Here is a 25,320-nt window from a genome sequence, read left to right as displayed (position 1 = left end):
CATGGATTTCGATTTCGATGTGATTTCCCGCTCGTGGCTGTACCTGTTCCAGACCGGGATGGCGTTCACGCTGAAGCTGACGGCGCTGTCCATGGCCGGCGGCATCGTGGTCGGCACGCTGCTGGCCATGATGCGCCTGTCGCGGCACCGCTCGGTGGCGCTGTTCGCCACCGGCTACGTCAACCTGATCCGCTCGATCCCGCTGGTGCTGGTGATCTTCTGGTTCTACTTCCTGGTGCCCTACATCGCGGCCTGGGCCATCGGCGCGCAGGAGCCGGTGCAGGTGGGCGCGTTCCCGTCGGCGCTGATCACCTTCATCATGTTCGAGGCGGCCTACTACTGCGAGATCATGCGCAGCGGCATACAGTCCATCCCGCGCGGCCAGGTCTGGGCCGCCCAGGCGCTGGGCATGAACTACTGGCAGACCATGGCCAACGTGATCCTGCCGCAGGCCTTCCGCAACATGATACCGGTGCTGCTGACGCAGACCATCGTGCTGTTCCAGGACGTGTCGCTGGTGTACGTGCTGTCGATTCCGGACTTCGTCGGCGCCGCCAGCAAGGTCGCCCAGCGCGACGGCCGGCTGGTCGAGATGTACAGCTTCGTGGCGGTGGTGTACTTCGTCCTGTGCTTCGCGCTGTCCGCGCTGGTCAAGCGCCTGCACCAGCGGGTCGCCATCATCCGCTAACCATCGCCAAGAGCGCATCAACATAAGCGAGCTGAGCCCCATTTGGGGCCTGGCCCCAAATGGGGCTCAGCTCGCTTCCAATAGGGAGAGAAAAATGATCGAATTAAAAGAAATCAGCAAATGGTACGGCCAGTTCCAGGTGCTCACCGAGTGCAGCACGAAAGTGGGCAAGGGCGACGTGATGGTGATCTGCGGCCCGTCCGGCTCCGGCAAGTCGACGCTGATCAAGACCGTCAACGGGCTGGAGCCGTTCCAGAGCGGCGGCATCACGGTCGACGGCGTGGCGGTGGGCGACCCGAAGACCGACCTGTCCAAGCTGCGCGCGCGCATCGGCATGGTGTTCCAGAACTTCGAGCTGTTCCCGCATCTGACGATACGCGAGAACCTGACGCTGGGCCAGATCAAGGTCCTCAAGCGCGGCGCCGACGAGGCCAACGCCAAGGGCCTGAAGTACCTGGACCGGGTCGGCCTGCTGGCGCAGCAGGACAAGTTCCCCGGCCAGCTGTCCGGCGGCCAGCAGCAGCGCGTGGCCATCGCCCGCGCCCTGTCGATGGACCCGATCGCCATGCTGTTCGACGAGCCGACATCGGCGCTGGACCCGGAGATGATCAACGAGGTGCTGGACGTGATGGTCGGCCTGGCGCAGGAGGGCATGACCATGATGGTGGTCACCCACGAGATGGGCTTCGCCAAGCGCGTGGCCAACCGCATCGTGTTCATGGACCGGGGCAAGGTGATCGAGGATTGCAGCAAGGACGCCTTCTTCGGCACCCCGCGCTCGGACCGCGCGCGCGATTTCCTGGCCAAGATCATCACGCACTGAGGGCGGAGGGGCCTAGGCCCCTCCCTTCAACCGGCCGTGCGCCGCGGCGCGACGAAGGCCACGCATTCCTCGAAGGAGCGCAGGTCCATGTCCGCCGCCGACAGGATGGCCGGCGCCGGTCCGGCCGCCTCGTCGCCGGGCAGGCGGATGGTCGCCAGCAGGGCGCCCGGCAGCAGCACGCGCAGGGCGGCGACGGCCCGCCGCCACGTTTCGAGCTCCTCCGCCAGCGGGTAGGGAACGAAGACGGTGGACACCAGGGCCGCCTTGCCCGCGTCGTGCTCCGTGTGCGGCAGGGGCAGGGCGACGCTGCGCGCGTCGACGCCGGCCTCGCGCAGGGCGCGCGCCAGCAGTTCGCCCACCAGCTCGTCGCGTTCCGACGCCAGCCCGGCGCATAGCACGATGGAGCGCTGCGGCACGTCGAGCGGGCCTTGCCAGCGGCCCAGGCGCGCCTCCCTCAGCCGCCGCAGGTGGGCGCCCACGTTGGCGTCCAGCAGCGACACGTGGCGCCGGCGGCGGACCGGCGCCGCGCCGCTGGGCGCCAGCGTTTCCGCCACTTCCGCCACGGCGCGGCGCAGGTGCTCGCGCTGCGCCCCGTCGATCAGCCCGAGCCGCAGCTCGCTGCTGGCCAGCGCCAGGCCGGGCAACAGGATCTGGTCGCAATAGCGCGCGAAACTGGCGCGCCGCAGCATGGCGGCGGCGTCGCGCAGGATGGCGCCGGTCTCGCCCGACAGCCCGCGCTGGAAGAAGCGCTGCGCGGCCGTCACGTCGGGCGCCTGGCCGAACAGGATGGCCAGCGGTTCCAGCGCGCCGACGTGGCGGCCGGCGACCACCAGGCAAACCGTCAGCGGCGTCGAGATCAGTAGACCCGCCGGGCCCCACAGCGTGCCCCAGAACAGCGCCGAGACCACCACCGCCAGGGGCGACAGGCCCGTGCTCAATCCATACACCTTCGGTTCGACCAGGTGCGCGACCACCAGTTCGAGCGCGCCGAACATCGCCAGGCAGGACAGGGTCAGGCTCCAGCCGGGATCGACGGCGGCGGCGAAGCAGGCGATCGCCGCGCCGGCGGCCAGCGCGCCCACGTAGGGGACGAAGCGCAGCACGCCGCACAGCGCGCCCCACAGCGCCGCGTGGGGCAGGCCGGCGGCCCACAGCGCCAGGCCCATGGCCGCGCCGAAGACGGTGTTGACGATGAACTGGCAAAAGAAAAAGCGCGACACGCCGCGCGCGGCGTCGGCCAGCGCGCGCACGGTGCGGCTCACCTCGGCCTGTCCGGCGAGGCGGATCAGGCGGTCCTGCAGGGACTCGTGCTCGAGCAGGATGAACATCAGCAGCACCAGCACCAGGCCCGTCTCGCCCAGCGGCCCCCAGGCCAGCCCGGCCAGCTTGGCCAGCGCGGCGGGCGCGGTGGGCGCGGTGGGCGGGGCCGGCGCGGCGGCTTGCGCCGCTGGCGCGGGCGGGGCGGCGGCCGGCGCCAGCGGGGCGACCGCGTCCAGTCCGGCCTGCACGTGCGCGAAGGGACGCTCCACCGCTGCGCGCAGCGTTTCCGCCTTGCGCTGGATGGCGGCGCGGTACTGGGGCAGCTCGGCGCTCACGGCCACCAGTTGGAAAGCCAGCACGAGACCGGCGCCGGCCAGGCAGGCGCCGCTCAGCAGCAGCACCGCCACCATCGCGGGCAGCCGCCGCAGGCCGAGCCGGCAGAGGGCGCGGATCAGGGGCGCCGCCACCAGGCTCAGGATGGCGGCCAGCGCGATGGGCTGCAGCACGGGACGGCCGAAGTGGAGCGCGGTCAACAGGCAGCCGGCGCCGAGGATGGAGCCCGCCTGCAGGCGGGCGATGGGTTGGGGGCTGGGGAGTATGGCCACAGTCGGAACCGGTAGGTGAGGGGACTTCATCATAATGACATTTGTGTCATCATGCAAGGCGGATTGATCCTGTCCGATGTAAATTGACACTAATGTCATAATGACGTTATAATCAATTTCATCTGGCGGCCGCCATGCCGGCGCCGCCATCGTATCGAGAGCTACTGTCATGCCATCACCCATAGAACTCCAGGCCCGCTCCGGCCTGGCGCCGTTTCGGCCCGGGCGGCAGGCGGCCCGCGGGGCGCGCCTGGCCCGGCCAACCCGTCTCCGGCGGCGCGCGCCATGAGGCTGCGCCGCGTCACGATGGGCTTCTCCGCCGTCGCGCTGCTGTCGCTGGCGCTCAACGCCGCGCTGCTGGCGCTGATCCTGCGGGCGCATGGCGAGACCGTGCGCGCCCAGGAGCAGCGGCGGCAGGCCCATGCGCTGACCAGCGGCCTGCAGCGGGAGGCCGAGCAGCTGGCCAGCCTGGTGCGCGCCTTCGCGGCCAGCGGGCAGCCGCGCTACCTGGCCTATTACGCCGACATCCTGGCCATCCGCGCCGGCGAACTGGCGCCGCCCGCGCCGTTCGAGCCCGCCACTTACTGGAAGGACGTGATCGCCGGCCTGCGCGCGCACCGGCCGCCGCCGGGCGGCGCCAGGCTGTCCATCGTGGCGCGCATGCGCGCGCTCGGCTTCGGCGCGGAGGAATTCCGCGCGCTGGCGCGGGTGCAGGCCGCCACGGCCGCCCTGCAGCGTATCGAGGGCCAGGCCTTCGACGCGGCCGGCGGCCATGGCGCGCCGCGCCTGGAACTGGCGGGCGCCTTGGTGCACGGCGACCGGTACAACCGCCTGCAGGCCGAGCTGGCCCACGCGCTGGTGGCGCTGGATGGCGCCGCCGACAGCCGCACCCACGCCCAACTGCGCGCCGCGCAGCAGCGGCTCGACCATCTGGTCAGCGCCTTGCTGGCCTGCCTGCTGGGCGGTCTGGCGCTGGTGCTGACGGCGGCGTGGGTGCTGCGGCGCCAAGTGCTGCGGCCGATCCGCGTCCTGTCGCGCGCGGCGGCCGCGCTGGCGGCGGGCGACTACAGCGCGCGTGTCGGCGGGCATGGCGCGTCCGCTGAACTGGACGATTCGTTCGGCGTGGAGGAACTGGCGGCGCTGGGCGGCGCCTACAACGGCATGGCCGGCGCCATCGAGCAGGACTTGCGCCGGCGCGCCGCCGCGCAGCGCGCGCTGGAACGGGCGCGCCAGGACGCCGACGACGCCAGCCGCGCCAAGTCCATGTTCCTGGCCAATATGAGCCACGAGATCCGCACCCCCATGAACGCCATCATCGGCATGGCCTACCTGGCCCTGCAAAGCGGGCTGCCGCCGCGCCAGCATGGCTACGTGTCGCGGATGCAGCAGGCCGCCACGGCGCTGCTGGCCTTGATCAACGACATCCTCGATTTCTCGAAAGCGGAGGCGGGCAAGATGGAACTGGCGCCGGCGCCGTTCCGCCTGGAGCGGGTGCTGGCCGACGCGCTGGCCCTGGTGCAGCCGCGGGCCCAGGAAAAGGAACTGGAACTGGTGCTGGACCTGGGCGACCGCGAACTGGTGGCCGGCGGCGCCATGCTGGTGGGCGACGCGCTGCGCCTGGGGCAGGTGCTGACCAACCTGCTGTCGAACGCGGTGAAATTCACCGAGCGTGGCAGCGTGCGCCTGGCGGTGCAGGTGGAGCGGCGCGACGCCGACAGCGTGGCGCTGCGCATCGGCGTGCGCGACACCGGCATCGGCATGGACCGGGCGCAGCGTGAACGCTTGTTCCAGGAATTCAGCCAGGCCGACGGTTCGACCACGCGCAAGTACGGCGGCACGGGCCTGGGCCTGGCCATTTCGCACAAGCTGGTGGGCATGATGGGCGGGCGGGTGTGGGCCGACAGCGCGCCGGGCGAGGGTTCGCGCTTCACGGTGGCCTTGCGACTGGGCCGCGCGCCGGCGCCGCCCGCGGGCGCACCCGCCGGCCTGCAAACCAGCCCGCAAACCGGCTCGCCGACGGCCCCGGCGCCCGAGGTGGCGGCGCAGGGCATGGCGGCGCTGCGCGTGCTGGTGGTCGACGACTTGGCTGCCACCCGGCTGGCCTCGCAGAACCTGCTGCGCGCCGCGGGTGTCGACGGCGCCGTCGACGTGGTGGCCAGCCTGGGCGCCGCGCGGGCCCGCCTGGAGGCCGCGCGGCAATGGGGCCGCCCCTACACGCTGATGCTGCTGGACTGGGATCTGCCGCCGGGGGATTGCGCGGCCTGGCTGGCTAGCCTGGCCGCCGCAGGCTCGGCGCCGCCGCCGGTGGTGGCGCTGACGGTGGGCGATCCGGCGCTGGCCGAGGAGGAGAGCGCCGGTCTCGGCCTGCTGGCCTGCCTGGCCAAGCCGCTGCAGCCGGCCGGCCTGCGCCGGGCGCTGGCGGCCTTGCCCGGGATGGCGCCGTTGTCCCCGCCCGTGCCCGCGTCGGCCGGGCCAGGCCCGCTCGCGTCGCGGGCGGAGCCTGCCGCCCGTCGCCGAGCGGCCGGCAAGCCGCCCGCGCCGCAAACCGAATCGGCCGCGCATGCGCGGCAGGCGCCCCAGGACCCGCCCCACGACTGGCTGGACCGCCTGCGCCGCCTGCTGGCCGACTGCGACGGCGACGCGCTGGCGCTGTGGCCGGCCTGCCAGGCCGAGGCGACCCGCCTGCTGGGCCGCGCCGCCGCGCGCCGCCTGGCCGGCGCGCTCGACCAATTTGACTTTGACCAGGCGCTGGCCGTGCTGACCGCCGCCACGCCGCAACAGGAGCCGACCCCATGACCGCCTTTCCCATCCAGACCCCGCGCCCCACCGTGCTGGTGGTGGACGACACCCCCGCCAACCTCAGCCTGCTGGCCAGCCTGCTGGGGGGCGAGTATCGCCTGCAGCTGGCCAACAGCGGCCACAAGGCGCTGGCGCTGGCCCAGGCCGAGGCGCCCGACCTGGTGCTGCTCGATGTGATGATGCCGGGGCTGGACGGCTACGAGGTGTGCCGCCGCCTGAAGGCCGACGCGCGGCTGGCGCGCGTGCCGGTGCTGTTCCTGACGGCGCGGACGTCGCTTGAGGACGAGGCGCGCGGCCTGGCGCTGGGCGCCGTCGACTTCATCCACAAGCCCATCAGCCCGCCCATCGTGGCGGCGCGCGTGCGCGCGCAACTGGCGCTGAAGGACTGGCAGGACCACCTGCAGCGGCGCGTCAGCGAGGGCCTGGCGGAGATCGGCCAGTTGCAGGACGCGGCCATCGACGTGATGGTGTCGCTGGCCGAGTTCCGCGACGAGAACACCGGCAACCACGTGCGCCGCACCTCGGAATTCGTGCGCCTGCTGGCCTGCGAGCTGGCGCGCCTGCCCGATTACGCCGACGAGCTGACCCCGGCCACCATCGCGCTGATGGCCAAGTCGGCGCCGCTGCACGACATCGGCAAGATCGCCATCCCCGACCACATCCTGCTCAAGCCGGGCAAGTTCGAGCCGCACGAGTGGACCGTGATGCAGACCCACGCCCAGCGCGGCCACGACATCCTGGCGCGCGCCGGGCGCCAGATGGGCACGCGCGGCAAGTTCCTGGCGCTGGCGATGGAGATCGCCGGCGGCCACCACGAGAAATGGGACGGTTCGGGCTACCCGCGCGGCCTGGCCGGGGAGGCGATCCCGCTGGCGGCGCGCCTGATGGCGGTGGCCGACGTGTTCGACGCGCTGATGGCGCGCCGCCCCTACAAGGAGCCGATGACGGCCGCGCAGGCGGCCGAGTTCATCGTGCGCGGCCGCGGCGCCCACTTCGATCCGGCCGTGGTGGACGCCTTCCTGCGCGTGCTGCCGGCCTGCGAGCGGGTCGCGCTCAGCCTGGCCGACGAGCGGGCGGAGGCCCTCAAAGCGGCTTGATCAGGCGCGGCCGCGTGAAGCACGCGCTGGCGCACGCGCTGCCAGCCTCAGCCTGTCAGCGCGTGCGCCAGCGGCGCGGCGGCCGGGGCCGTCCGGCCCAGCAGGGCCAGCGTTTCGCGCACCATGGCGTCCACGCCGGCCAGCGGGCCGTCGTGCAGCACCACGCAGTCGGGGCGCACGGCGGCCACCCAGCCCACCGGCGCGGCGCCGGGCACCAGGGTGTCGCTCATGTCCTCCAGCGCGCCGGCGGCCAGGCCGGCCTGGCCGCGGTGGCGCAGCGCCACGGTCTGGCCGCCGGCCGCGCGCCACGCCGCCAGCAGCGACGGGTCCAGGCGCGCCGCCGGGTCGCAGCCGAAGCCGACCAGGCTCAGGGCGCCGGCCAGGCGCTCGTCGCTGGGCAGGGCGGGCGCGCCGATGGCCTCGCGCAGCCAGCCTTGCGGCAGCGGCGCGCCGCGCGCCAGGCGCGCGCCGCCGCGGCCGCGCTGGAACAGGCCGCGGCGGAAGCGGTTGGACGGCTTGAACTTGAGCTCCTCGAACACGGGGCGGGTCAGGGGGAAACGGTGCAGCAGGTTCATCAACCCGTGCACCAGCAGCGCCGTGGCGCGGTTGCGCGGCATCACCAGGGCGCCCATCTGGCGCGCCATGTTGATGATGGCGCGCGCGTGCGGGCGGCGCTCGGCGTCGTAGCTGTCGAGCATGGACAGCGGCGCGCGGCCCTGCGCCACCCAGGCCAGCTTCCAGCACAGGTTGGCCACGTCGCGCAGGCCGGCCACCAGGCCCTGGCCCACGAAGGGCGGCGTGATGTGGGCGGCGTCGCCGGCCAGGAACACGCGGCCGCGCGAGAAGCGGTCGACCAGGCGGGCGTGGAAGCGGTACACGGCGGTGCGCTCGATGACGCAGTCGCGCGCGTCGCACCACGGCGCCAGCAGGGCGCGAATCATGTCCGGGTGCTCCATCCGCTCGCGCGTCTCGCCCGGATGCAGCATGAACTCCCAGCGCTGGCGGTTGCCCGGCGCCGGCATGTGCGGCGACGGCCGGCTCGGGTCGCAGCTGAATTCGATGCGGTCCAGCGGCACCGGCGGATCGCGCACGTCCACCACCAGCCAGTCCTGGGTGAAGGTCTTGCCCTCGAAGCCCAGGCCGAGGTGGCGGCGCACGAAGGAGCTGGCGCCGTCCGCGCCCACCAGGAAGCGGGACTGCACGGTGGCCAGCGCGCCGTCGGCCTGGCGCACGGTGGCGCGCACGCCTTGCTCGTCCTGGGTGAAGTCCACCAGTTCGGCGCCCAGCGCGGTCTGCACGCAGGCGTGGCGGGCCAGGCGCTCGCGCAGCACGCGCTCGAGCTCGGGCTGGTGGAAGGTGACCAGTTGCGGATGGCCGTCGATCTGGCCGGAGGTGTTGGCGCGCGCGTAGTCGCCGAACAGCGGCGAGCGCATTTGCACCTCGGCGATGGCGCGGGTGGCGAAGGCGCCTTCCTCCAGCCCGGCCATCTGCAGGATGCGCAGGGCCTCGTTGTCCAGCACGATGGCGCGCGGCGCCATGAAGATGCCGGTCTCCTTGTCGATCACCAGGGTGCGCAGGCCGAGGCGGCCCAGCAGGTTGGCGGCGGTGGCGCCGACCGGACCCATGCCGGTCAGCAGCACGTCCACGCTGGCGGGAAGTGTCTGGTCCATGCTCACAGTCCCTCCGCCGGCGGCAACAGGTCGACCGGGTAGGGGAAGGGCGCCAGCAGGTGGCGGGCCTGGCCGGCGGCGGCGGGCGGGCAGCGCAGCCGCACCACGGTGCCGCGGGCGGCGTCGGCCAGCACGGCCAGTTCGGCGCCGATGCCGTTCCGGGCCAGCAGCTGTCCCAGCACATGCTCGGCGGCGAGCAGGCGCAGATCGGCCTTGGCCACCTTGCCCACCGCCGTCAGCGGCATGTGCGCCAGCACCTCCACCCGCACCGGCACGGCGGCGCGTTCCGGCACCAGCGCGCGCGCGGCCTCCTGCAGCGCCTCCGGCGTGGCCCGGGCGCCCGGCTTCAGGGTCACGTAGGCCACCGGCAGTTCGCCGGCGTGGGCGTCGGGCTGGCCGACCGCGGCCGCCAGCGCGATGTCGGGATGGCGCAGCAGCGCGTCCTCGATCAGGGCCGGGTCGATATTGTGGCCGCCGCGGATGATCAAGTCCTTGGCGCGGCCGGTCAGGTGCAGGTAGCCGTCGCCGTCCACGAAGCCCAGGTCGCCGGTGTTCAGCCAGCCGGGCTTGAGCCAGATGCCGCGGTTGTCGCGCTCGCGCAGGTAGCCCGGGAACACGTTCGGTCCGCAGATGCCGATCACGCCCACCTCGCCGGGCGCGCAGGGGCGGGCGGCGCGGCCGTCGGCGTCCACCACCCAGGCCTGGAGCGCCTGGTGCGGCAGGCGCAGGCCCACGCTGCCCTCGCGCCGCGGCACGCCCGCCGGCTGGACGGCGGAGATGCAGGCCGCCTCGGTCAGCCCGTAGCCCTCGCACAGGGGGATGCCGGCGGCCTGCTCGAAGCGGCGCGCCACCTCCGGCGGCAGGGGCGCGGCGCCGCAGAAGGCCTGGCGCAGCGAGGAGATGTCGGCGCCGTCCAGCGGCGTGGCGGCCAGCGCGGCGAAGATGGTGGGCACGCCGCTGAAGGTGGTGGCGCCGAAGCGCTGCACCAGCCGCCAGAAATTGGGCAGCACGCCGGGGCCGCGGTAGCCCTGCGGGGTGAGCAGCACCACTTCCCAGCCGGCGTGGAAGGCGCCCAGGCCGGTGACCATGGCGCCGTTCACGTGGAACAGCGGCAGGCCGCACAGCACCACGTGCCGGTCCGGCTGCAGCCGGGCCAGGCTGGCGGCGACGAACACCTCGTTGCGGTGGGTGTGGCGAGCGATCTTGGGCAGGCCGGTGGTGCCGCCGGTGTGGAAATAGGCGCACACCTCGTCCGGCGCGATGGCGCGCTCCGACAGCAGGCGTCCGCCCGGCTGGCGCGCCAGCTCGGCGGCGAACGACAGCACGCGCACGTCCGCGCGCGGGCCGGGCAGCGCGGCGGCGGCGCCGTCCGCGTCCAGGCCGACCACGAACACGGTGCGCAGCGAGGGGCAGCGCTCGGTCACCGCCATGGCCTTGCGCCAGACGTCGCCGTCCGCCAGCGTCACCAGCGCCTCGGCGCGGGTGGCTTCGACGATGGAGACGATGTGGTCCACGTCCAGCAGCGGGTTGACCGGTGCGGCGATGCCGGCCGCCTGCGCGCCCCACAGCGCGTAGTGGGTCTCGGGCAGGTTGGGCAGCAGCAGGGCGACGGCCTGGCCGGCGCCGATGCCGGCGTCGTGGAAGGCGTTGGCCGCCTCCGTCACACGCGCCAGCAGGCCCTGGTAGCTGACGTCGACGGTGGGCGCGTCGCCCTCGCCGCTGGGCAGGAAGCGCAGCGCCGCGCGGTCCGGGTGGCGGGCGGCGGCCTGGCACAGCAGGCCGTAGGTGGATTCGGCCGGCAGCAGTTCCTGCCAGCTGTTCGTTTCCAGCGCGAGCACGTCGGCCAGCGTGCGCACCGGGGCGCCGGGGGGTGGGTCTTGCATGATGTCTCCTCGTTTGGTGGTCAAGTCGCTTGCTTGTTCAGGTCATGTGGGGCAGCAGGATGGCGCGCCCCTGCAGCCGCAGCTCCACGTGCCGGTGGGCCTCCGCCGCGCGCGCCAGCGCGAAGCGCGCCACGTCGGTGGACGGTCCCTGCTGTTGCTGCAGCTGCGCGAAATCGGCCAGCTGCGCCAGCGCCGCGGGGTCGGGCCGGAACACGGTCCAGGCGTAGCGCGCGCCGGCCGGCGCCAGGGCCGCCATGCGCCGCTTCTCCAGCCACGCCCCCGCCGTGCCGCCGGCCAGGCCGTCGCGGTCGAGCCGGCCGAGCAGCGGATGGACGGTGGTGGCGTGGCCCAGCGCGCCGGGGGCCAGCAGGCCAAGCACGGCGGGCTCGTCGTCCCAGCTGGCGAAGTTCAGCGTGGCGGCGAAGTGGCGGGGCAGCGCGCGCAGCGGCGTGGCGTGGCGGTCCAGCACGCTGGCCGCGCCGGCCAGGCGGCAGGCCTCGCGCCGCTTGCCGGCCACCGCGGTGACGCGCGCGCCCATGGCGTGCAGCATGCGCAGCGCGATCAGCCCCAGGCCGCCGGAGGCGCCGTGCACCAGCACCTCGCGCCCGTGCACGCCGCCGCGCGTGACGCCGGCGCCGGCCAGCGCGCGCGACACGGTGAGGAAGTTGTAGGGCAGGGCGGCCAGCTGTTCGGCCGCCACGCCGCGCGGCTGGTGCAGCGCCAGCGCGGCGTCCACCGCCACGTGGGTGGCGTGGCTGCCCTGGCTGGACGGCGGCATGGCGCCGAACACGGCGTCGCCCTCGCGGAAGGCGGTGACGCCGCGCCCCACGGCGCACACGGTGCCGGCGAAGTCGTTGCCCAGCACCAGCGGCAGGCGCGCCGCGCCCATCACCGACAGCAGGCGGCGGCCGTAGCCGGCGCGGCGCCGCGTGTCGATCGGGTTGACCGACGCGGCCTTGACGCGCACCACGATTTGGCCGCGGCCCGGCGCGGGCAGCGGCAGCTCGCGCAGGTGCAACTGCTCCGGTCCGCCGAACTGGCGGATGGCGGCGGCGAGGCCGGGGCCGCTCATGGCGCCACCACGCGATTGCGCTGCTCGCCCAGGTCGAGCGCGCCGTCGTCGCTGCGGATGGCGGCCGTGATGACGTCGCCGGGCTGCAGGTAGGCGGGGTTGGACAGGCCCTTCTGGATGAACAAGCGCCACTTGGTGGCGTCCGACAGCACGTGGCGCATCATCCACATGGCCAGCTTGCCGGGCGCGCGTGCCGCGCAGCCGGCAGGCGTGCCGGTGGCGATCAGGTCGCCCGCTTGCAGATCGTGCAGCGCCGACAGCTCGGTCAGCGTCTGGTGCGGCTTGAAGATCATGTCGCCGCAATAGGCGTCCTGGCGCAGCTGGCCATTGACCAGCAGGCGCATGCGCAGTTCCGGCCAGCGTCGCCATTCGTCCGGCGTGAGCAGCAGCAGGAAGGGCCCGGTGGGGCCGAAGCCGCGGTAGCTCTTGCCCTTGTAGAACTGGGTCTGGGGCAGTTGCACGTCGCGCGCCGAGATGTCGTTGACGATGGTGACGCCGGCCAGCCATTCGTGCAGCCGGTCCGGCGTCACCTCGACGGGGCCGGTGACCGGGCGCCGCATCACCAGTCCCAGCTCGACCTCGTAGTCGAGCAGGCGCACGTGGGACGGGCGCACGATGTCGGCCCGCGCCGGGGCCAGGCTGGACGAGGCCTTGGTGAACAGGGTGTTGAAGCCGATCTTGTCCGGGTCCATGCCCGACTCGCGCACGTGGCTGGCGTAGTTGATGCCCTGGCAGAGGAACTGGCGGTCGGCGCTGACCGGCGACAGCAGATGCAGCGTGTCGAGCTCCAGGGAGGCCTGGGCCGGGGTGCTGGCCCAGGCCTCCTCCAGCCCCTCGCCGACGAAGCCGGCGGTGCCGTCGTAGCGGCGCGACAGCGGCGCGACGCGCCGGCCGTGCACGACGCCCCAGGCGGGGGAGTCCTGGTGCAGGAAGTGGACGACTTGGATTGCCATGATAAGTACTCCTTGTGTATTCGGTCGAAACCATGCGGTTGAAACGCGCCGCCCGGACGCGGCGCGCGCAGGTGTTGCGTGAATGCGGCCCTGCCTACAGCCAGGGCCTGGGATTGGCCAGCGCGCCGCCCAGCAGCTTGAGCCGGCCCAGCGACAGGCGGCCCTGCCACAGCAGGCGCAGCACCTTGAACAGCGTGCCGAGGTCGCGCTTGACGCCCATCGAGGCGGGGACGTCGTCGCCCCAGGCCCAGATGCCGGACAGCTCCAGCGGCACGTAATGGGTCTCGTGGGCGGCGGTGAACATGTCGCCGTCGGTGTAGTGCTCGAACTCCATGCCGTCAGGGTCGTACCAGTAGTCGAACAGCTGGCTGCCCAGCACGTGGCGGCCGATGCCCCACATGTGGCGGTGGCCGTTGGCGCGCAACACGTTCTGGCCCTGCCCCAGGGCGTCCAGGTCCACCACCTCGTAGGCGCTGTGCTCGTATTTCTCCTCGATGCCGCCGGCCAGCACGAAGCTGTGGTGGTCGGCCGGGGTGTCGCCCAGGTCGAGGCGGAAGAACGCCAGGTTGGGCGAGCCGTCGGCCAGGTACTGCACGTCGGTGGGAATCAGGCCGAGGTGGCGCATATACCAGTCGGCCATGCCGGCGAAGTCCACCGTCTGCATCACCACGTGGCCCAGCCTGGCCACGGCGGCCGGCTCCAGCGGTGGGCGCACGGCGGCGTTCACGCGGCGCACGGCGCCCAGGCTGTTGGCGTGCGGGTGCAGGGGGGCGCGCAGCGGCAGCGGCGCGAGGGCCCGCTGGCCGGCCACCAGCCACAGCACGTTGCCGGCCGGGTCCACCAGCTCGACGCCGGCGCCGCCGCCGGGAATGTCGGCCGGGTCCAGCGCTCGCGCCCCGGCCTCCGCCTGCAGCAGGCGCAAATGGGCCTCGGAGGCGACCGCGAAGGCGGCGCCGACATAGCGCGAGCGGGGACCGCGCCGGGCCAGGTAGATGGCGGGGGCGGCGCCGTGGCCGCGCATCAGCAGCCGCCCGTCGTCGTGCGACGCGCGCAGCATGCCGAAGTCCCGCAGGAAGACCTCGGCGGCGGCCAGGTCGGGCTTTTCGAACATCAGGAAGGCCAGCGCCTGGGCCTTGACCAGCGGCTCCGGGCGCCGTAGCTTCTGGACGCTGGCGGGCAGGGCGCTCTCCGGGTGGGCCGGCGGCGTGCGCAGCGCGGCCAGGGAAGGTTGCTTCATCGTGTCTCCAATCGGCTAATTTAATAATGACGATACAGTCATAATGACTAGCGTGTCAATTGGAATTTGCGTACAATGCCAGCAAGGGACGACTATGACTACAGAAGACACACCGAACCACCGCACCCGCGTGGCCGCCGAGCGGCGCGGGAAGACGCGCGCCAAATTGCTGGAGAGCGCGCTGCTGGTGTTCGCGCAGAAAGGGGCCGGCGCCGTCATCGACGACGTCATCGCCCACGCGGGCATGGCGCGCGGCTCGTTTTACAACTACTTCCGTACCAACGAGGAATTGCTGGCGGCGGTGGCCGACGAGATCAACGACGAGCTGCTGCGCGCCATCGACCCCGTGGTGCTGCGCTGCGACGACCCGGCCGAGCGCATCGCCTGCGGCACCCGGCTGCTGCTGCACACGGTGCGGCGCTTTCCGCTGTACGGCGGCTTCATGGCGCGCCTGCCGTTCCCGGCCGCCAACAGCGGCCTGCTGGGCGCGCGCTTCCTGGCGCGGGACGTGAGGCTGGGCGTGGCGACGCGCCGCTTCGCCGACATCGGCTGGCGCGTCGGCGCCGACATGCTGGTGGGCGTGATGCTGAGCGCCGCGTGTTCCACCGCGCGCGAGCCGCTCTCCCCGGCGTATCCGGACGCCAGCGCGCGCGCCATGTTGCGCGCGCTGGGGCTGGACGAGGTGGAGGCCGCGCGCTTGACGGCGCTGCCGCTGCCGGCCTTCGAGTTGCCGCCGTCCTCGCTGTTGCGGCGCGCCCAGTTGTTGAGTGTCGGCCGGGATTAGTGTGGCGCCCGCGGCATGGCGGTCGCCGCGCAGTCCGGCGCCGCGGTCCGCGGTCGATCTGGTATGATCACGTCCGTTTCTCAAAATGACACCTATATCAACCCAAGACCCGGATCGACTATGCCCGACAAATCCACCGACCATCGTCCCCGCGTGGCCGCCGAGCGGCGCGAGCGCATGCGCAGACGCCTGATAGAGAGCGCCATGATCGTCTTCGCCGACAAGGGCGTCGGCGCCAGCATCATTCCCGACGTCGTGGCGGCGGCCGAGGTGTCGCAAGGCTCGTTCTACAACTATTTCCGCACCAACGAGGACTTGCTGGCCGCCGTCGGCGATGAACTCAGCGGCGAGATGGTGCAGCTGATCGAACCGGTGGTCGGCGGCATGCCCGACGCGGCGGCGCGCGTGGCCACAGCCATCCGCTGCTATCTGCACCTGGCGCGCGCGCACCGCCTGCTGGCGCGCTTTCTGGCGGCCGCCGGCCTGCGGCTGATGGTGCAGCACAACGCCACCTTCCGCTACCTGCCGGCCGACCTGGAGGAGGGGCAGAAGCAGGGCGTGTTCGCCACCGTGCCGCTCGACATCGTGCTGGACCTCGTGGCCGGCACCGGCATGGCCGCGCTGGACCGGATGGCGCGCGGCCGCGTGCCCAAGGATTACCCCGACCAGATCGCGGCGGCGCTGATGCGCACGCTGGGCATGGGCGTGGCCGACGCGCAGCGCGTGGCGTCCGGGCCGTTGCCCAAGCTGGTGCCCGCCGCGGACTCGCTGCTGGCGCGCGCCCAGGCGCGCGTCGCCGCCGCGCCGCCCGCCGCCTGAGCCCGCCCTTCCGTTCCCGCCTCCACCGCTTTTTCCCCTCCCGTACCGATCTTCATTGCCGGCCCGCGCACCCCGCGCGGCGCCGGCCGCTCCGCGTTTCCTATCAAAATGCATCCATTGTCAATTTGAATTAAACGTCATAATGACAAATTACTCGGTATGGTGTATATTCCGCTTCACCTGACATCGGAGGACTTCAAGTGAACAAAAATTTCAAACTGGCGGCCCTGGCCGTCGCGGCGGCCGGCCTGCTGGCCGGCTGCGCCAAGGAAACGGTTGCGAAGCACGAGGAGGTGCGCCCGGTGCGCACCGTCGTGGCGGGCGAGAGCAATGGCACGGTGGGCGCCACCTACTCGGGCGAGATCCGCGCCCGCTATGAAAGCCAGTTGGGCTTCCGCGCCGGCGGCAAGATCGTGGCGCGCATGGTGGAGGTGGGCAGCCATGTCAAGCGCGGCCAGCCGCTGATGCAGCTCGACCCCGCGCAGGAAAGCCTGCAGCTGGCCGCCGCCGGCGCCGAGGTGGACGCCGCCCGCGGCCGCGTGGCCCAGGCCAGGGTGGACGTGCAGCGCGCCGAAACCCTGCTGGCGCGCCAGTTCGCCTCGCAGGCGGAGGCGGACCACCAGCGCCTGGCGCTGCAGCAGGCCGAGGCGCAATTGCGCGCGGCGCTGGCGCGCCACCAGTTGAACGCCAACCAGCGCGGCTACACCACCCTGGTGGCCGACCGCGACGGCGTGGTCAGCGCCCTGCACGCCGAGGCGGGCCAGGTGGTGGCCGCCGGCCAGACGGTGGCCGTGGTGGCCGGCGACGGCGAACGCGAGGTCCTCGTCAGCATTCCCGAGTCGCGCGTCGACGAGCTGCGCAAGGCGCGCGAGCTGCAGGTGGCGGTGTGGGCCCACCAGGGCAAGAGCTGGACCGGCTTGCTGCGCGAGCTGGCGCCGGACACCGACAGCGTGACCCGCACCTATTCGGCGCGCGTGGCCATCGTCCGTCCCGATCCGGAGTTGCTGCGCCTGGGCATGACGGCCTCCGTGACGGCGCCGGACGTGGACGGCCAGCGCGCCATCCGCCTGCCGCTGACGGCCATCGTCGACGCCGACGGCCGGCGCAAGGTGTGGCTGGTGGACGCCAAGTCGCAGCGCGTGGCCGCGCGCGAGGTCCAGCTGGGCAGCGCCCAGAACGACAGCGTGCTGGTGACGGCCGGCCTGGCCGGCGGCGAGACCGTGGTGACGGCCGGCGTGCACATGCTGCAACCGAATCAGCGCGTGCTGCTGGCCGGAGGCGCGAAATGAAGGGCGTCAACCTGTCCGAATGGGCGCTCAAGCACCAGCAGATGATCGCCTTCCTGCTGTTGCTGCTGACGGTGACCGGCATCCTGGCGTACGGCAGCCTGGGACAGAAGGAGGACCCGGACTTCACCATCAAGACCATGGTGGTGCAGCTGAACTGGCCCGGCGGCTCGGCCCAGCAGATGGCCGACCAGGTGACCGACCCGGTCGAGCGCAAGCTGCAGGGCGTGGCGGCGATCGACTACATGTCGACCTACGTCAAGCCGGGCGAGACCCAGATCAAGATCAACCTGCGCGAGGGCGTGCCGCCGTCCGAGGTGCCGGACGTGTGGTACCAGGTGCGCAAAAAGCTGGCCGACATCAACCACACGCTGCCGCAGGGCGTGCAGGGGCCGTTCTTCAACGACGAATTCGGCGACACCTTCGGCAATATGTACGCCCTCACCGGCGACGGCTTCGACTACGCCGACCTGCGCAAGATGGCCGACGCCGCGCGCAACGAGTTCCTGCGCGTGGGCGACGTCAACAAGGTGGAGCTGGTCGGCAAGCAGGAGGAGAAGATCTTCGTCGAGATGTCGACCGCCAAGCTGGCCTCGCTGGGCGTGGACCCGGCGCTGATCGCCACCACGCTGGCGCAGGCCAACGCGGTGGCCGCCGCCGGCGACGTGCAGACGGCCGGCGAGCAGGTGCGCCTGACCGTCAGCGGCGAGTTCGACTCGGTGGAGGGCATCCGCGCCATCGGCATCCGCGCCGGGCAGCGCACCTTCCGCCTGGGCGACATCGCCGAGGTGCGGCGCGGCTTCGCCGATCCGGCGGTGGCGCGCATGCGCCACAACGGCCAGCCGGCGCTGGGCCTGGCGGTCAGCATGCGCAAGGGCGGCGACGTGATCCGCCTGGGCCGGCAGCTCGACGAAACCGTCAAGCGCATCCAGGCCAGCCTGCCGGTCGGCGTGCAGATGCACGCCGTCAGCGACCAGCCGCGCGTGGTCGAACACTCGGTGCATGAATTCAAGAAGAGCCTGGCCGAGGCGGTGGCGATCGTGCTGGCGGTGAGCTTCTTCTCGCTGGGCGTGCGCAGCGGCCTGGTGGTGGCGCTGTCCATCCCGCTGGTGCTGGGCATGACCTTCCTCGCCATGTGGATATTGGGTATCGACCTGCAGCGCATTTCGCTGGGCGCGCTGATCATCGCGCTGGGCCTGCTGGTGGACGACGCCATCATCGCGGTGGAAATGATGGCCCTGAAGCTGGAGCAGGGCTGGGACAAGGCGCGCGCGGCCACCCACGCCTACACGGCCACCGCCTTCCCCATGCTGACCGGCACCCTGATCACGGCGGCCGGCTTCCTGCCGGTGGGTTTCGCCAAGTCCGGCACCGGCGAGTACGTGTATTCGCTGTTCCAGGTGGTCGGCATCGCGCTGATCCTGTCGTGGGTGGTGGCGGTGCTGTTCACGCCCTACATCGGCTTCAAGCTGCTCAAGGAGGAGCCGCACGCCCACCACGACGAGGACGCGGTCTACCAGCGCGGCTTCTACCTCAAGTTCCGCAAGGTGGTGGACTTCTGCCTGCGCCGCCGCGGCTGGGTGATCGCCGCCACGCTGGCCGCCTTCGTCGGCTCGCTGCTGCTGTTCAAGGCGGTGCCGCAACAGTTCTTCCCGTCCTCCGACCGTCCCGAACTGATGGTGGACCTGTGGATGCCCAAGGCGTCCACCTTCGAGGCCAGCGAGCGCGAAGTGCGCGAACTGGAACGCCTGTTGAAGGCCGACCCGGACATCGAGGCCGTCACCAGCTTCGTCGGCGAGGGCGCGCCGCGCTTCTACCTGCCGCTGGACGTGCAGACGCCCAACCTGAACCTGGGCGAGATGATGGTGATGACCAAGGGCGGCGAGGCGCGCGAGCGCGTGGTGGCCAAGCTGCGCAAGCTGCTCGACGAGCGTTTCGCCAATGTGCGCGGCCGCGTCAACCGCCTGGAAAACGGGCCGCCGGTCGGCTACCCGGTGCAGTTCCGCGTGTACGGCAACGAGCCGGCCAAGGTGCGCGAGATCGCCGCCAAGGTGGGCGCCATCGTGCGCGCCGAACCGCACGTGCGGGCCGTCAACGAGGACTGGGCCGAGCGCGTGAAACGCGTGCGGGTGGACGTGGACCAGGACAAGGCGCGCGCGCTGGGCGTGAGCTCGGTGCAGATCAAGGCGGCGCTGCAGGCGTCGCTGTCCGGCACGCCGGTCACCCAGTACCGCGAGGGCGACCAGTCCATCGCCGTGATGGCGCGCCTGGTGGCCGCCGAGCGCACGGACCTGAACAACCTGAAGGACGCCAAGATCTATCTGCGCGAGGGCAAGTTCGTGCCGGTGTCGCAGGTGGCGCGCCTGACGCTGGACAGCGAGGAAAGTGAAATGTGGCGCCGCAACCGCATCCCGACCCTGACGGTGCGCGCCGACATCGCCGGCGCCCAGGCGCCGGACGTCACCAACGCGATCCGGCCCAAGCTGGAGGCGCTGAACAAGGAACTGCCGCTCGGCTACGGCATCGAGACCGGCGGCGCGATGGAGTCCAGCGCCAAGGCGCAGGCCTCGGTGTTCGCCGTGATGCCGGTCACCGTCGTCGTCGTGCTGCTGCTGTTGATGCTGCAGCTGCAGGACATGAAGAAGATGGGGCTGGTGCTGCTGACCGCGCCGCTGGGCCTGATCGGCGTGGCGCTGGTGATGGCCGCGTTCCAGATCCCCTTCGGCTTCGTGGCCATGCTGGGCGTGATCGCGCTGGCCGGCATGATCATCCGCAATTCGGTGATCCTGGTGGTGCAGATCGACGAGGACGTGGCGCACGGCAGGCCGCTGTGGGACGCCATCGTGGAATCGGCGGTGCGCCGCCTGCGCCCCATCGTGCTGACCGCGCTGGCGGCCATCCTGGCCATGGTGCCGCTGACCCATTCGGTGTTCTGGGGCCCGATGGCCTGGGCCATCATGGGCGGCCTGGCCGTGGCGACCCTGTTGACCCTGTTTTTCCTGCCAGCCCTGTACGCGGCCTGCTACCGCGCCCAGCGCCCGGCGGCGGCCTGAGGAGAATGAAATGAAGATGACTTTGAAAACCCTGCCGGCGGCCCTGGGCCTGCTGCTCGCGCTGCAAGGCGGCGCGGCCAGCGCCATGGACGTGGCGGAAGCCTACCGCCAGGCCCTGATCAACGATCCGGCCAGCCTGGCCGACGAGCAGGCCCTGGCGGCCGGCCGCGAGAAATCGGCGCAGGGCGACGCCTTGCTGCGCCCGCGCGTCAACCTGCAGCTGGGCGTGGCCCGCCTGCACAACCGCCAGACCGGCGACACGGCGGCGGCGGGTTTGCCTTCCATGTCCGACTCGGCCACCGGCACCACCGGGCAGGCCAGCGTGCAGCTGGTGCAGCCGCTGTACGACCGCGGCGCCAGCGCCGGCCGGCTCCAGCTGCGCGAGCAGTCGGCGCTGGCGCAGACCCAGTTCACGGCCGCGCGCCAGCAACTGGCGCTGCGCGTGGCGCAAGCCTACTTCGGCGTGCTGGTGGCCGAGGAAACCCTGCGCGTGGTGCGGGCCGAGCTGGCCGCCGTGCGCCACCAGCGCGAACGCGCCCAGGCCCGCTTCGACGTGGGCCAGGACCGCGTGACCGACGTGCAGGAGGCGCAGGCGCGGCTGGACGCCGTCGTCACCCGCGAGCTGTCCGCGGTGTCGGCGCTGGAGCTGCGCCGCGCGCAGTTCCAGGAGACCACGGGCACGGCGCCGGACCAGCTGGCGCCGCTGGCCGCCCGCTTCACGCCGCGCCCGCCGGAACCGGCCGCGCTGGCCGACTGGCAGGCGCGCGGCGCCAGCGGCAGCGCGCTGGTGCGGGCGCGCCAGTCCGAGCAGGCCATCGCCAGCGCCGAGCTGCCCAGGCACAGCCTGGCCGGCCGCCCCACGCTGGACCTGGTGGCCAGCTACGGCGCCAAGCAGCAGCGCGGCGGGCTGTCGCCGCTGGTGGCGCCGGACGGCGACCGCACCGGTTCCATCGGACTGGTGCTGAACGTGCCGCTGTACGCCGGCGGCGCGCTCGACTCGCGCCAGCGCGAGGCGGTGGCCCGCCTTGGCCAGGCCGAGCGGCAGCTCGACGCGGCGCGGCGCGACGCGCGCCTGCAGGTGCAGGAAGGCTACCTGGCCGTGACCACGGGCGTGTCGCGCGTGGCGGCCCAGGAGCAGGCGCTGGCCTCGGCGCGCAGCGCGCTGGACGCTACCACCCGCGGCCGCGACGTCGGCACGCGCACGGCGCTGGACGTGCTGGACGCCCAGCAGCGGCTGTTCTCGGCCGAGCTGGAGCTGGTGCAGGGCCGCGCCGACTACCTGCTGGGCCGCCTGCGCCTGGCGCTGGCGGCCGGCGAACTGGACGAGGACAGCCTGCGCGGCCTCGGGCCCTGGCTCGCGCGTTAAGAAGGGACGGTCGTTGGCGCCAGCCCGCCGCCGCCGGGGCTGGCGCCTCCCCACCACGGCGGAGACGGGGACAGGAGGGAACACCACATGAGAACCATCATCGATCAGGCCGCGCAGCGCGACTGCGCCGAGCCGGAAGCCCGGCGACGGCGCGAGCGCCAGAGCGCGGCGTTCCAGGCCGCCATCGACTACTACCGGCTGGACGTCGACGGCGGCCGCCCGCCGCCGCCGCCCAACGCCGGCGAGGCCGACCCGCCCGTCACCCGGGCTAGCAGATAAGGAAAGAACAGCATGCGACAAAATCTTCCCGTCACCGCCATCGAGTATCCGCTGGCGGATGGCAAGTACATCGTGTCCAAGACGGACCTGAAGGGGCGGATCACCTATGTGAATCCGTATTTCATCGAAGCGAGCGGCTTCGCCGAGCATGAGCTGCTAGGCGCGCCGCACAATCTGGTGCGCCATCCGGACATGCCGGCCGAGGTGTTCGACGACCTGTGGCGCACGTTGCGGGCCGGCCTGCCGTGGAGCGGGCTGGTGAAAAACCGCCGCAAGGACGGCGGCTACTACTGGGTGGAGGCCAATGCCACGCCGCTGCAGGAGGGCGGTGTCGTGACGGGCTACCTGTCGGTGCGCCGCAAGCCGGTGCGCGCCGAGGTGGAACAGGCCGAGCGCGTCTACCGCGGCATCCGCGAAGGCAACCCGCAGCGGCTCTCCCTGCGCCAGGGGCAGGTGGTGCGCGCCGGCCTGGCGGGGCTGGCGTCGCGGGTACTGGGCTCCTCGCTGCGCTGGCGCATCGCCGGGGCGCTGATGGCCATCGCCATGCTGTTCGCCGCCATCGGCGTGGCCGGCCTGGCGCTGCTCGACGGGCCCCTGGGCGCGCTGTTCGCCTGCGCCGGGGCGCTCGGCGTGCTGGTCATCGCGCTGCTGGAATTCACGGTGCGGCACTCGGTGGGCATCCCCATGCAAAAGGCGATCGAGGCCGCGCGCGCCATCGCGGGCGGCGATTTGAGCCGCGAGATCGCGACCGACCGCCGCGACGACGTCGGGCAAATGCTGCGCGCCATGCAGCAGATGAACATGAACCTGGTGGCCATGCTCGGCGACGTGCGCGGCAACGTGGACACCATGGCCGCCGCCACGCGCGACATCGCCGCCGGCAATGTGGACCTGTCCGGGCGCACCGAGGGACAGGCGTCCAACCTGGAGGAAACCGCCTCCAGCATGGAGCAGCTGGCGTTGGCCGTGCGCCAGAACGCGGGCAACGCCCAGGTGGCCAGCCAGCTGGTGGGACAGGCCACGGCGGTGGCGGTGCGCGGCGGCGAGGCCGTGGCGCGGGTGGGGGCGACGATGGGCGAGATCAGCAAGGCCGGCAAGCGCATCGAGGACATCGTCGGCCTGATCGACGGCATCGCCTTCCAGACCAACCTGCTGGCGCTCAACGCCTCGGTGGAGGCGGCCAAGGCCGGCCCGCAGGGCCGCGGCTTCGCCGTGGTGGCGGGCGAGGTGCGCGCCCTGGCCCAGCGCTCCGCCGCCGCGGCCAAGGAAATCAAGCTGCTGATCGACGACACGGTGCGGCGGCTGGAGGAGGGCGACCGCCAGGTGGCCGACGCCGGCGCGACCATGGCCGGCATCGTCGCCTCGGTGCGCCAGGTGGAGGGCATCATGGCCGACATGGCCGGGGCCAGCGCGGAGCAGAGCGCCGGCATCGACCAGATCAACCACGCGGTCGCCGACATGGACAGGAATACCCAGCAGAACGCCGCGATGGTGGAGCAGTCCGCCGAGGCGGCCAACAGCCTGCGCGAACAGGCCGAGCGCCTGCGCGCGGCGATCGACGTGTTCAAACTGGGCGCGCCGGCCGGCCTGGCTGCCGTTCGAGGAGGCAGGCGCGGTTCAGGGAATCATGGCGCCATTCCGGCGCTGTTTTTCAAACCGCACTAGTGCCGTATCCACGCCACCAGCGGCGCCAGCAGGCGTGGCCGCCAGGATAGCGTGAACGCGACCGCCAGCGCGGCGGCCGCCAGCGCCATCACCCACACCAGCGCCGCCATCGACGTGTGGTCCACGCGCAGGCAGAGCAGCAAGCCGGCGCCCAGCGCCAACGCGCCCAGCACCCGCAGCAGGCGCACCGTGGAGGGCGTGGCGGCACGGTCGCCGCGCACCTGACGCCAGTGGCTTTCCAGCGACAGCGCCAGCCAGGCGGCGCCGGCCAGGATGAGCGCCAGCGCGGCGAACAGCATCAGGGACTCAGGCATGCGAGCCTCCCAGCGCGTTCGAGGTGGCCGTTGCCGCGGCGGCGGCGGCCCGCTCGCCGCGGCGCAGGCGCCGTGCCGCCGCCACGGCCAGGGCGGCGCTGGCCAACAGGGCCAGGTCCAGCCCCGCCACCGGCCAATACGCCCCGGCGGTCTTGAACAGGTGGTCGCCGGTAGTGACGGCGTTCAGCAGCACCGCCGCCACCGCCAGCGCGGCCACCGTCCAGCATTGCTCGCGCCACGCCGGGGCGACGCGCGCCGCCAGCACGGGCGCGCCGCGCCACCACGCGTGCAGGAAGGCCAGCAGCCACGCGCCCCAGAACACATTCCTTTCCCAGTCGCCGCGATGCGGCAGGTCGGCCGGCAGCAGGCGGTTGGCGGCCAGCATCGCCAGGGCGGCGATCAGCATGCCGGTCACCGTGGTCACCGCCAGCGCGTCGACCCAGCGCGCGCCGGCGATGCCTTGCCTGGCGTGCTGGCGCTTGCGCTTCTCGACGAAGAAGATGAAGCCGGTGGCGATGCAGGCGCAGCCCGCCAGGCCGCCCAGCACGTAGAACCAGCGCAGCAGCCAGTGCTCGAAGTGTTGCAGGTGGAGGCCGGTGAGGAATTCGTTGACGCCGGCAACGGCGGTCGGCGGCGGCTCCTCGACGATCACGCGGCCGCTGGCGCCGTCGAAGTGCACCGCCTGCCCGACCAGCGCGACGCGGTCGCTGCCGGCGCGGTAGATGCTGACGTAGCTGTTGGCGTCGCCGATGTGGTTCACGGACAGGAAGCCCACCGTGCCCGGCATGCCGCGCGCGGCCCAGCGGCGCTTGGCCTCGGCCACCATCGCGTCCACCGAGGCCAGGGGCGCGGCCACGCCGGCCGGTTTGAACGGCAGCCCCTTGGCCTTGGCCTCGGCCATGGCGTGCTCCAGCGCCTTCGGCTTCAGCATGGTTTCCCCCACCGGCAGGTAGATGCCGGCGAAGATGATCAGCCCGCTCAGCGCGAAGATGAAGTGGAAGGGCAGGGCCACCACGCCGGTCAGGTTGTGCAGGTCCAGCACGCTGCGCTGGGTTTGCTTGTCCGGCCGGAAGGTGAACAGCTCGCGGAAGATCTTGCGGTGCATGACCACGCCGCTGACCAGCGCCGCCAGCATCGCCAGCGCCGCCAGCCCGACCACCCAGTAGCCCAGGTTCTTCCATTGCAGGTGCAGGCTGTAGTGCATCGGGTAGAAGAACTCGCTGCCGATCTTGAGCCGGTCGTGCGGCAGGACCTGGCCGTTGCGCGGGTCGATGGTCACGTGGCCGTGCACGTGGTCGTCCGGGTCCTTGGGGTTGTTGCTCACCGCGAACTCGGCGAACAGCGACAGCACCGGGTCGCGGTGGGTGGTGTAGGCGCCCCAGTTCATCGGCGGCATCGCGGCCGGCAGCGGCCCGCCGACGCGGGCGCGCGCCGCCTCCAGCTCCTCTTCCTCGGGGGCGATCTGTTTGAAGATGGGCGCCAGCATGGCGTCGTACGAGGGCATGGGCTGCGGCTCGAAGCGGGTTTGCGGGATGGCCCAGCGGTCGATCTCGCGGTCGAACACGGACAGGGTGCCGAAGAAGAAAACGATCATCAGCACGAAGCCCAGCACCAGGCCGAACCAGGTGTGCAGCCAGGCCATCGACAGGCGGAAGGATGAAAACATG

19 protein-coding genes are annotated in these 25,320 nt (G+C 72.3%); 11 read left to right on the top strand and 8 right to left on the bottom strand.

All coding sequences use genetic code 11. The features are described from left to right. Position 1 precedes the first annotated feature (1 nt). Together BM436_RS27135 and BM436_RS27130 are read left to right on the top strand one after the other, a co-directional pair. The gene (locus BM436_RS27135; RefSeq protein WP_093558657.1) at positions 2–688 is read left to right on the top strand and encodes an amino acid ABC transporter permease; all 687 of its coding nucleotides are present in this window, start codon (positions 2–4) and stop codon (positions 686–688) included. A 94-nt stretch (positions 689–782) separates the two neighbouring features. Then, a complete protein-coding gene (locus BM436_RS27130; RefSeq protein ID WP_093558656.1) occupies positions 783–1,511 on the top strand; it encodes an amino acid ABC transporter ATP-binding protein in 729 nt (242 codons plus the stop codon). Positions 1,512–1,537: 26 nt separating this feature from the next. Here the strand turns inward: BM436_RS27130 and BM436_RS27125 are convergent, their stop codons facing one another. After that, positions 1,538–3,376 carry an AI-2E family transporter gene (locus tag BM436_RS27125; RefSeq protein ID WP_229490777.1) on the bottom strand — a complete coding sequence of 613 codons (1,839 nt, stop codon included), beginning with the start codon at positions 3,374–3,376 and terminating at the stop codon, positions 1,538–1,540. A gap of 285 nt (positions 3,377–3,661) precedes the next feature. On the opposite strand from BM436_RS27125, the gene BM436_RS38565 reads away from it, so the two are divergent. Both BM436_RS38565 and BM436_RS27115 read left to right on the top strand, forming a co-directional pair. Beyond that, positions 3,662–6,172, top strand: a complete 2,511-nt coding sequence (locus BM436_RS38565; RefSeq protein WP_093558655.1) for a hybrid sensor histidine kinase/response regulator — start codon at positions 3,662–3,664, stop codon at positions 6,170–6,172. After that, the gene (locus tag BM436_RS27115) at positions 6,169–7,272 is read left to right on the top strand and encodes an HD domain-containing phosphohydrolase (RefSeq protein WP_093558654.1); all 1,104 of its coding nucleotides are present in this window, start codon (positions 6,169–6,171) and stop codon (positions 7,270–7,272) included. Before BM436_RS38565 ends, BM436_RS27115 begins: the two co-directional genes overlap by 4 nt. Before the next feature lie 47 nt (positions 7,273–7,319). Here BM436_RS27115 and BM436_RS27110 read toward each other — a convergent pair whose 3' ends face one another. The 5 genes from BM436_RS27110 to BM436_RS27090 all read right to left on the bottom strand — a co-directional run bounded on the left by BM436_RS27110 (position 7,320) and on the right by BM436_RS27090 (position 14,087). Beyond that, positions 7,320–8,942, bottom strand: a complete 1,623-nt coding sequence (locus tag BM436_RS27110) for a bifunctional 3-(3-hydroxy-phenyl)propionate/3-hydroxycinnamic acid hydroxylase (RefSeq protein WP_093558653.1) — start codon at positions 8,940–8,942, stop codon at positions 7,320–7,322. A gap of 2 nt (positions 8,943–8,944) precedes the next feature. Next, the gene (locus tag BM436_RS27105; protein ID WP_093558652.1) at positions 8,945–10,825 is read right to left on the bottom strand and encodes an acyl-CoA synthetase; all 1,881 of its coding nucleotides are present in this window, start codon (positions 10,823–10,825) and stop codon (positions 8,945–8,947) included. A 37-nt stretch (positions 10,826–10,862) separates the two neighbouring features. Then, positions 10,863–11,897 (bottom strand): alcohol dehydrogenase catalytic domain-containing protein, encoded by a 1,035-nt coding sequence (locus BM436_RS27100; protein ID WP_093558651.1) that lies wholly within the window; start codon positions 11,895–11,897, stop codon positions 10,863–10,865. Continuing rightward, complete coding sequence (locus BM436_RS27095) at positions 11,894–12,850, bottom strand: fumarylacetoacetate hydrolase family protein (protein WP_093558650.1); 957 nt, start codon at positions 12,848–12,850, stop codon at positions 11,894–11,896. The genes BM436_RS27100 and BM436_RS27095 overlap by 4 nt, the downstream gene beginning before the upstream one ends. 94 nt (positions 12,851–12,944) lie before the next feature. Continuing rightward, positions 12,945–14,087, bottom strand: coding sequence for a VOC family protein (locus BM436_RS27090; RefSeq protein ID WP_093558649.1), 1,143 nt, complete (start codon positions 14,085–14,087; stop codon positions 12,945–12,947). Between the two features lie 94 nt (positions 14,088–14,181). Here BM436_RS27090 and BM436_RS27085 point away from each other — a divergent pair, with 94 nt between their 5' ends. From BM436_RS27085 to BM436_RS27055, 7 genes are all read left to right on the top strand, one after another. Then, positions 14,182–14,871: a TetR/AcrR family transcriptional regulator gene (locus BM436_RS27085; protein ID WP_093558648.1), complete on the top strand. Its 690-nt coding sequence runs from the start codon at positions 14,182–14,184 to the stop codon at positions 14,869–14,871. 120 nt (positions 14,872–14,991) lie between these two features. After that, a complete protein-coding gene (locus BM436_RS27080) occupies positions 14,992–15,690 on the top strand; it encodes a TetR/AcrR family transcriptional regulator (RefSeq protein ID WP_229490775.1) in 699 nt (232 codons plus the stop codon). 200 nt (positions 15,691–15,890) lie between these two features. Then, a complete protein-coding gene (locus BM436_RS27075; protein WP_093558647.1) occupies positions 15,891–16,979 on the top strand; it encodes an efflux RND transporter periplasmic adaptor subunit in 1,089 nt (362 codons plus the stop codon). Next, positions 16,976–20,029, top strand: coding sequence for an efflux RND transporter permease subunit (locus BM436_RS27070; protein WP_093558646.1), 3,054 nt, complete (start codon positions 16,976–16,978; stop codon positions 20,027–20,029). The genes BM436_RS27075 and BM436_RS27070 overlap by 4 nt, the downstream gene beginning before the upstream one ends. Before the next feature lie 10 nt (positions 20,030–20,039). Then, positions 20,040–21,395 (top strand): TolC family outer membrane protein, encoded by a 1,356-nt coding sequence (locus BM436_RS27065; protein WP_093558645.1) that lies wholly within the window; start codon positions 20,040–20,042, stop codon positions 21,393–21,395. A gap of 87 nt (positions 21,396–21,482) precedes the next feature. Beyond that, complete coding sequence (locus BM436_RS27060; RefSeq protein WP_093558644.1) at positions 21,483–21,674, top strand: hypothetical protein; 192 nt, start codon at positions 21,483–21,485, stop codon at positions 21,672–21,674. Positions 21,675–21,686: 12 nt separating this feature from the next. Continuing rightward, positions 21,687–23,339 (top strand): methyl-accepting chemotaxis protein, encoded by a 1,653-nt coding sequence (locus tag BM436_RS27055; protein WP_093558643.1) that lies wholly within the window; start codon positions 21,687–21,689, stop codon positions 23,337–23,339. Here BM436_RS27055 and BM436_RS27050 read toward each other — a convergent pair. Both BM436_RS27050 and BM436_RS27045 read right to left on the bottom strand, forming a co-directional pair. Continuing rightward, positions 23,336–23,653 carry a DUF3325 family protein gene (locus tag BM436_RS27050; protein ID WP_093558642.1) on the bottom strand — a complete coding sequence of 106 codons (318 nt, stop codon included), beginning with the start codon at positions 23,651–23,653 and terminating at the stop codon, positions 23,336–23,338. The genes BM436_RS27055 and BM436_RS27050 overlap by 4 nt on opposite strands. Then, positions 23,646–25,319, bottom strand: coding sequence for a PepSY-associated TM helix domain-containing protein (locus tag BM436_RS27045; protein WP_093558641.1), 1,674 nt, complete (start codon positions 25,317–25,319; stop codon positions 23,646–23,648). Before BM436_RS27045 ends, BM436_RS27050 begins: the two co-directional genes overlap by 8 nt. Between the last annotated feature and the right edge of the window lies 1 nt (position 25,320).

The organism is Pseudoduganella namucuonensis (assembly GCF_900116645.1).
In the GTDB taxonomy this organism is placed as follows: Bacteria; Pseudomonadota; Gammaproteobacteria; order Burkholderiales; family Burkholderiaceae_D; genus Rugamonas; species Rugamonas namucuonensis.
Note: the sequence above shows the minus strand (reverse complement) of the source record. Positions and strands in the feature narration are given on the sequence as shown.